Annotated in this window: 4 protein-coding genes; all 4 read left to right on the top strand. The window is 64.2% G+C overall.

Going from position 1 to position 7,147, the window contains the following annotated elements:
* The coding region (locus BT115_RS18725) for a hypothetical protein (RefSeq protein ID WP_177257452.1) at nt 1-872 on the top strand (872 nt) is incomplete at its 5' end.
* A gap of 55 nt (nt 873-927) precedes the next feature.
* On the top strand, nt 928-1,677 hold the full coding sequence (gene ubiE, locus BT115_RS18130) for a bifunctional demethylmenaquinone methyltransferase/2-methoxy-6-polyprenyl-1,4-benzoquinol methylase UbiE (protein WP_072324098.1): 750 nt from the start codon (nt 928-930) through the stop codon (nt 1,675-1,677).
* A gap of 127 nt (nt 1,678-1,804) precedes the next feature.
* On the top strand, nt 1,805-5,122 hold the full coding sequence (locus tag BT115_RS18125) for a dermonecrotic toxin domain-containing protein (protein ID WP_072324096.1): 3,318 nt from the start codon (nt 1,805-1,807) through the stop codon (nt 5,120-5,122).
* Between the two features lie 262 nt (nt 5,123-5,384).
* A partial coding sequence (locus BT115_RS18120; RefSeq protein ID WP_218184783.1) for a dermonecrotic toxin domain-containing protein occupies nt 5,385-7,147 on the top strand: 1,763 nt, incomplete at its 3' end.

Below are 7,147 nucleotides of genomic sequence, written 5' to 3'. Positions count from 1 at the left end.
AAGGCACGCCGGATGCCAACTTCACCGGGCCCGCCATCAAACGTCTGGCCAACGGCAGTTGGCATTACCGGCGCGTCGGGCTGCTCGGCGGCATGGATAACGAACTGTCCTATCAGGCCACCGACATGGTCATGAATATGCGTCCAACCGCAGAGCTGAACCCGCAGATATCGAACATGCCTTTCAATCAACAGCATGCCCTTGCGGAGGAACTATTGCGCCGCACGACCCCCGCCGAGGCCAATACGATCTTCACCACCATGACTCGCTCGACGCCCGATGCCACGCTCACCACAGCGCAACTTCGCCTGTGGGACGAAGCCTTGGCGATCGCGTCGGGACGATCGCCTTCTGCCGCGAACTCCAGCGCGCCCACCGGTCTTGCGGCAGCCGCTTCCCCAACTCGTTCGGTGCGATACGCGAAGCTGACCGATGCGCAGTGGCCTGACCACGTCTATGTGTACATGTCGAGCAGCGAGTTGAACTTCAGTCTGACGAGAAGAAAGCTTTACCTGAGTCCAAAACCAGTCCCCGGCGGCTCAATGGCCATTCCCGTGACAACGCTGCCGCCGGAGACGCCATGGCACACTGTCCCCCGCCAAGCGCTCATCTCACCGCGCCCTATGTTGGCAGAACAGCCCCACTCCATCGGTAGCAGCGCTTCGGCGTGGATCCGGATCGACACGCGCGGATTGAGGTCACTCCACCCCGATGCCACGCTGTCTCGGATAGATAACTCCGATCTTTTCATACTCCGTCGGGGGGTAGCTAACTGGGTCGATCTGGACCGTTCCTTCTCCGTCACCCTAAATACGACCACTTCCGGTACGCCGAGCGGCCAGCCCCTCCCCGGCATATTCGGCACGCCATAACTCCGCACCATCCGTCGCGGATGCCCGAAAGTGGACAAAGCAGTACCATCCCCGCATGGATACTCAGAAAACCACCCACTTCGGCTTCCGCGACGTCCCGGCGGCCGATAAGCAGAAACTGGTCGGCGAGGTCTTCACGTCGGTCGCGCGCAACTACGACCTCATGAACGACCTGATGTCGTTCGGCATCCACCGCCTGTGGAAACGCCATTTCGTCGCCGTCAGCGGCGTGAGGCGTGGTGACCGGGTGCTCGACCTGGCAGGCGGCACCGGAGACATCGCCGCGCTGTTGAAGCCGGTCGTGGGTGACGAGGGCGAAGTCGTGGTGGGCGACATCAACGCCGCAATGCTCGGCGTGGGTCGCGATCGCCTGACCGATCGCGGCATCGTTTCCGGGCTGCGATGGGCGCAGATGAATGCGGAAATGCTGCCGTTTCCGGACAACAGCTTCGACGCCGTGACGATTGCGTTCGGCCTTCGCAACGTCACCGACAAGGACAAGGCGCTGGCCGACATGCACCGCGTGTTGAAACCGGGTGGGCGCGTGCTGGTCCTGGAATTTTCGAAAGTGCGTCATCCGTTGCTGTCGAAGCTCTACAACGTACATTCGTTTCAGATCCTGCCGCGCCTTGGCCGTCTGTTCGCAAACGACGCCGACAGCTACCGGTATCTTGCCGAATCCATTTGCAAGCATCCCGATCAGGAGACCTTGAAGGGCATGATGCTGGCGGCAGGTTTCGGACACGTGGAAGTCCGCAACCTCACTCAAGGGATCGTCGCCATCCATCGCGGCTACAAGCTGTAACGGCGGTTACCCCCGACAACACATCGGCGGATCACTGACGGGTTGTCGTCTCCGCCCGCGGACATACAAGCCGTCTGCGCGCACCTAGCCTTGGCGTTCCCCTCCACGCCAAGGATAGCCATTGGACATGCTTCCCCCGCAGGCACCGCCTGCGCACGTTTCCCACGCCAACCAGGCCGCGGTCGACATGCTCCAGCGCATGGGCGACACCCAGCAATGGCTCGCCGATCAGCAGGACGCGCTCTGGGAGTTGCCGGGCACGCTTGCCGGTCGCGAGGCGTTTCTCGCCGGACTGGATACCTTCTGGGAAACCCCGGTCGAACACACCGCGGGCGAACCCGCTTCGGCCCGCCGCCAGGCCCTGGCTCGGCGTCTGGGGCAGGCCGCACGCGACGATGCCGCCCTTCGCCACAACGATGGCACGCTATCCGAGGCCGCCGCAGGGGTCGCCTCGCGCCTACCGCGTCAGGGCGGCTCCTTGCCCGATGGCCTCCGCGCGCGTGAACTGCTCGTCGGCACCACACCTTATGCAGGCGCGCTGGTGGTCGAGGACGATCGCCAGCCCGGCCTCGTACTGCTCTTCATGGCCGACAGCGGCTGGCGAGTCTTCAATTCGCTTGGCGCGCTCTATCACGAGGTCGAGGCACGCTTCCGCCAGCGGCTGGCCGAGGGGGCCAAGCTGTCCGGTGTCGACGCCGATACGGTCGAGGCGGACCTCGCTACGCCTTTTCTCGGCTCCCGCCCCCTCACCGGTGACGTCTTCGGAGCCATGGCGCAACGTCTCATCGCTCGGCAATTTGAACGCACCGCCGCCGCGTACGATCGTGCCTTCACCCCGGAGGATTTGCACGGCCCCCTGCAGGCGGCGATCAACCTGCACGAACTGCTCGACACGCACGCCATCGTGCGCCACCGCGACCTCGCCCTGGCTGGTCAGCGCGATCAGGAACGCCTGGCCAGACAGCCCGCCAAGCTCCGCGAACAGTGGCAGCAGGCTGCCCTCGCCTACCGCGACAGTTGGCGACGGGCGGATGCGGTCGACGTGTTCGATGCGCCCGCCGACGTCGGCACCTTTGCCGAAACCCAACTCAACGAGGCTCTGAAGAAACACGGCATCGACGCCCCGGCACACACCGTGTACGTGACCCATAAGCGCATCGCGGCGGAGAAGCCCATCGCGACCCTCTCTCAAGGCTTCCCTACCGAGAACCTCTCGCTGATCGAACTGGCCTTTCGCAACATCAGCTCCTTGAAGACCGATCGCTTGGCCGTCATCCATGCCGATGGCTCGCCGCGAGACGACATCGCCGCGGATGTGCTGCGCGACATCGTCCGCGATCTGGACCTGCCCAACGCCTACGCGCGTCACCTGGACGAGGCCCTGAGCAATAGCCCCGAGGGCCGTCGGCGACGCGCCCTGGCCGCGGATACGCTCAAGGCGCGCATGCGCTTCGAGGCGGCCGATGCCCGCCTGTCCTACCTCGACCCCAGCGAGCCCCGCTCGTTCATGGACGATCGCCTGGAGCGCGGCTTCCAATGGGTCCAGGCCGTGGTCAACCACCCCAACCCGGCCCAACGCGCCAAGGTCGAGCGCCACGAGATCGTCGTCCATCAGCTCACCTACAAGGGCTCGGCCTTGACCGACGTCTTCATGATCTCCGCACGCCAGCGCAAGGCCGTGGCCCGGGTCGTGCTCTACACCCCCGGTGCGGCCGACGGCATCGCCTTCCGCGAATTCGACGATTGGGCCGACCTTACCCGGCGCTTCCTTCTCGATCGCCGCTTCGAAAACTATCTGCTTGAACGCCTGCCGGCCGAGTACAGCGAGTTCGACGACAGGGGCAAGCGTCGCGTCAAGAGGTTCAAGTTCAACGGCAGCCGCTCCCTCAACTGGATCCTGGGAGGATGCGGCGACTGCACCCAGTGGAGTGAGGATTTCCAGGAGCGCGAAGTGACTGGCTCCTTCCTCGATGCCGCCTACGACACCACCATCGCGCTGATCAAGCGCAACGCCTACGACGCCTCCCGCACGAGGGAGCAGGCCCAGTCCGATGCATGGATCTCGGCCGTTAGAAGCTCTCACATAGTGCTCAATCTAGGTATCGAGGTAGGCACCAGCATCGTCATGAGCGTCCCGAACACCGCCAACGCCGCCTGGCGTTTCTATGACCACGTCAAGGCCGGTGAATCGCCCGAAGCATTCCTGGCCTTCACCGACGGCTACGTCAACGCCTTGAACGTCTTGCCGCTCGTCACCCAGATGCCTGCCGCTTGCGGCCGTTACGTGCGCGCCGCATTCGACGGAAAGGTTCTTGTAGCGAGCGGGCGCGCCCTGCCTGCCGCCGACACCCTGTTCGAGAAGCGCTTCATCGCCAAGGGCGTGACCGCACCCCCTGGCCCCACGCCTACCTCAGGCGTCTACACCATCGGCGGCGATCGCTTCATCCACCACGCCGGCCGGTTCTATCAGGTGCGATTCGATCCCAACATCGACGGCTGGCGGTTGACTTACAAAGGCACGCCGGATGCCAACTTCACCGGGCCCGCCATCAAACGTCTGGCCAACGGCAGTTGGCATTACCGGCGCGTCGGGCTGCTCGGCGGCATGAACCATTTGTCGTCGGCTGAGGCCACCGAGTTGGCCAACACCATTGCCCATACTGAAACCATGAGCCCGGCCCTGGTGCCGATGACTCAATACCAGCGCAGCGTGGTCCTGGGAAGCCTGCAAAGCCAGCTGCCTTTCAACGACGCCTTGCGGGTTGCCCGCGCGATGAACGTGGAGCCCGCCATGTTGACTCCGGCGCAGGTTCGCGCCTGGGATATCGCTGTAGACGCGGGCCGAAGGGCGCCACCGCTGAATCCCTCCCCGATACCGCTACCGCTACCGCCCAGAGCGGGGACTTCGAGCGTGCGCCAAGGGAGCTCGAGTGGATCCCAGGCCGCACCGAGCGCACGTCCGATCGGAGAGACAACCATGCTGGGATCAGCACCGTTTTCTGTGCAGGTCCCACCCCGTATCCCACCCGCGCAGTGGCCGAACGAGGCCTATGTTTACCTGTCGCCCGAGGAGCTCCAGACATCGCTCGGCACCACCACCGTTGCGCTTCCGCAAGCCCGCGTGGGAAATCATCTTGTTGGTATCACCGCCTATACGCTCACGCCTGATATGCCTTTATCCATGCTACCGCCAGGCGTGATCGGTACCAGGAATCCAAATGCGTCGCTCGCCACCAGTCATGGCGCCTGGGTACGCATCAACCTCCAGCAGGTCGCAAACCGAGCAAACCCGCCTGCCGGGCCCGTCATGGAACTTTTCAGCGTACCGGAGAGCAGCGGCAATGCCTTTTTCCTTCGCCAGACCACGCCGGGTCACTCGCCATGGATGTACGACACACGGCTTGTGCTCCGCACCAACGAGCACGCCTGGGGTTATACGCAGTAGGCCGATATGGCTTGCGTTTCTGCGCGGCCTGTAGGGCCGGCATGTCCTCGCCTTCCGGTTGGCGGGCGAGGACTGGCGCATGCGGAGGGGGCGGGGATGACGCACTCAGGCCTCGTCAAGCACCTACGCGATCCAAGGGTCGCTCACTGTAGGGGCTTCGTACAGCATTATCAGCTTTCGACGCCACGATGTCCGGTTTACCACCGGCATAACCAAGGGCGAAGCCGAGCTAATTTCTGGAGTCTTTCCAGAGGTAGCTCATATGGACATGCTTCCCCCGCAGGCGCCCCCCGCCCACGTCTCCCACGCCAACCAGGCGGCGATCGACATGCTCCAACGCATGCGCGACGCCCAGCAATGGCTAATCGATCAACAGGACGCGCTCTGGGACCTGCCCCGTACGTTGGCCGGTCGCGAGGCTTTTTTTAAGGGACTGGATACCTTCTGGGAAACCCCTGTCGAGCACGCCTCCGGTGAGCCTGTCCAGTCGCGCCGCCAGGTCCTGGCGCGTTACCTGGGGCAAGTCGCGCGCGACGATGCCGCCCTGCGGCACAACGACGGCACGATCTCCGACCAGGCCGCGGCGATCGTCGCCCGCCTTCCACACCAAGGCGGCCCTCTGCGCGACGGCCTTCGCGCCCGCGAGCTGCTCGTCGGCACCACTCCCTATGCCGGCGCGCTGGTGGTCGAGGACGAGAAGCAGCCCGGGGTGGTACTGCTCTTTATACCCGACAACGGCTGGCAGGTCTTCGAGTCGATTGATGCGCTCTATCGCGACGCCGGACCACTCGTCATCCCACGGATGGAACAGGACGACCTGCCCGACACCAACGTGGCCGCGATCGAGACACAACTCGATATCGGCAACCGGAACGTCGATGACGTCTCCGGACCTCAACCGGAGGCTCGATCCACCACTGTTCTCGATGCCATCAAGGCCCGCATCGAGGCCTCCTTCCTCGACTCCCGCCCCATCACCGGCGAGGTCTTCGATACGTTGGCACGCCGCCTCATCGCGCGTCAGCGCGAGCGCGCCTCCTCCGTGTATGACCTGGCACTCGACGACACGCATCTTCAGGACTCCCTGCCGGAGGCCATCAACCTGCACCCACTGCTCGACACGCACGCCATCGTGCGCCATCGCGATCTTGCCCTGGCCGCCCTGCGCCATCAGGAGCGCCTGGACAAGCAGCCGGTCAAGATCCGCAAGCATTGGCAGGATGCTGCCCTCGCCTTCAACGACAGTATCCAAGAAGCGAATGAGCTGAACGTCATTCCGCCCATCGCCACCTTTGCCGAAGCCGAACTCACCAAGGCGCTGAAGAAGCGTGGCATCGACGTCCCGGCGCCGGCTCTTTACGTGGCCTACGCAAACCGCACGCTCAAGACCCCCATCGCGACCGCCCTCAACGGCTTCCGCTTCCCCTCGGAGACCCTTTCGCTGATCGAACTGGCCTTCCGCAACATCAGCTCTCTGCCGACCGATGGCTTGTCCGTCGTCCATGCCGACGGCTCGCCGCAAGATGACATCACTGCCGACGTACTGCGCGACATCGTCCGCGATCTGGACCTGCCCAACGCCTATGCGCAACATCTGGACGAAGCCCTGGGCAGCACTCCCGAAGGCCTGTTGCAGCGCGCCCTTGCCACGGATCTGCTCAAGGCGCGCATGCGCTTCGAGGCGGCCGATGCCCGCCTGTCCTACCTCGATACCAGCGAGCCCCGCTCATTTATGGAAGACCGCCTGGAACGCGGTTTCCAATGGGTCCAGGCCGTACTCGATCACCCCGACCCCGCTCAGCGCGCCAAGGTCGAGCGCCACGAGATCGTCGTCCATCAGCTCACCTACAAGGGCTCGCCCCTGACCGGCGTCTTCATGATCGCCGCACGTCAGCGCAATGCCGTGGCGCGCGTCGTGCTCTACACCCCCGATGCGCCCGACGGTATCGCCTTCCGCGAGTTCGACGATCGGGCCGACCTCACTCGACGATTCCTTCTCAATCGCCGTTTCGAAACCTATCTGCT

This window comes from Luteibacter sp. UNCMF366Tsu5.1, from assembly GCF_900119235.1.
Classification (GTDB): Bacteria; Pseudomonadota; Gammaproteobacteria; order Xanthomonadales; family Rhodanobacteraceae; genus Luteibacter; species Luteibacter flocculans.
Note: the sequence above shows the minus strand (reverse complement) of the source record. Positions and strands in the feature narration are given on the sequence as shown.

What these genes read in the sequence shown, in the direction of transcription:
- BT115_RS18125 (WP_072324096.1), top strand. Translation starts at nt 1,805, where the DNA reads ATGCTTCCCCCGCAGGCACCGCCTGCGCACGTTTCCCACGCCAACCAG.
- ubiE (WP_072324098.1), top strand. Translation starts at nt 928, where the DNA reads ATGGATACTCAGAAAACCACCCACTTCGGCTTCCGCGACGTCCCGGCG.